General features: G+C 73.7%; 1 protein-coding gene. It reads left to right on the top strand.

The genetic code is table 11. The annotated features are described in order from the left end of the window. Positions 1-445: ABC transporter ATP-binding protein (locus tag AX702_RS17985; protein ID WP_156455584.1), on the top strand; the 445-nt coding region annotated here is incomplete at both ends.

Genomic DNA, 445 nt, shown 5'->3' with positions numbered 1-445 from the left:
CCGCCGCGGGAGCGGGCGCGGGCGATCGGCTATCTGCCGCAGGATGCCGTAGTGCACTGGAACATGCGGGTGCGCGACGTGGTGGCGCTGGGGCGGCTGCCGCATGGCGACGGCGGATGGGCGGCGATCGACGCGGCGTTGCTGGCGACCCGAACGGCGGATCTGGCGCATCGGCCGGTGCGCGAGCTGTCTGGCGGGGAGCGGGCACGCGTGCTGCTGGCGCGCGTGCTGGCGGGCGAACCGCGCTGGCTGCTCGCCGACGAGCCGCTCGCCAGCCTAGATCCGCTGCACCAGCTGGAGACGCTGGCGCTGCTGCGCGGTGCCGCGGCCACGGGGATGGGAGTGGTTGTGGTGCTCCATGATCTGACCCATGCCGCGGCAGTCGCAGACGAGGTACTGCTGCTCAAGGAAGGGCAGGTGCTCGCGCACGGGCCGGTCGAGGCGG

Source organism: Sphingomonas sp. CCH5-D11 (assembly GCF_001557395.1).
Lineage (GTDB): Bacteria > Pseudomonadota > Alphaproteobacteria > Sphingomonadales > Sphingomonadaceae > Sphingomonas.
The sequence above is the reverse complement of the archived record's forward strand: the minus strand, read 5'-3'. Positions and strand labels throughout refer to the sequence as shown.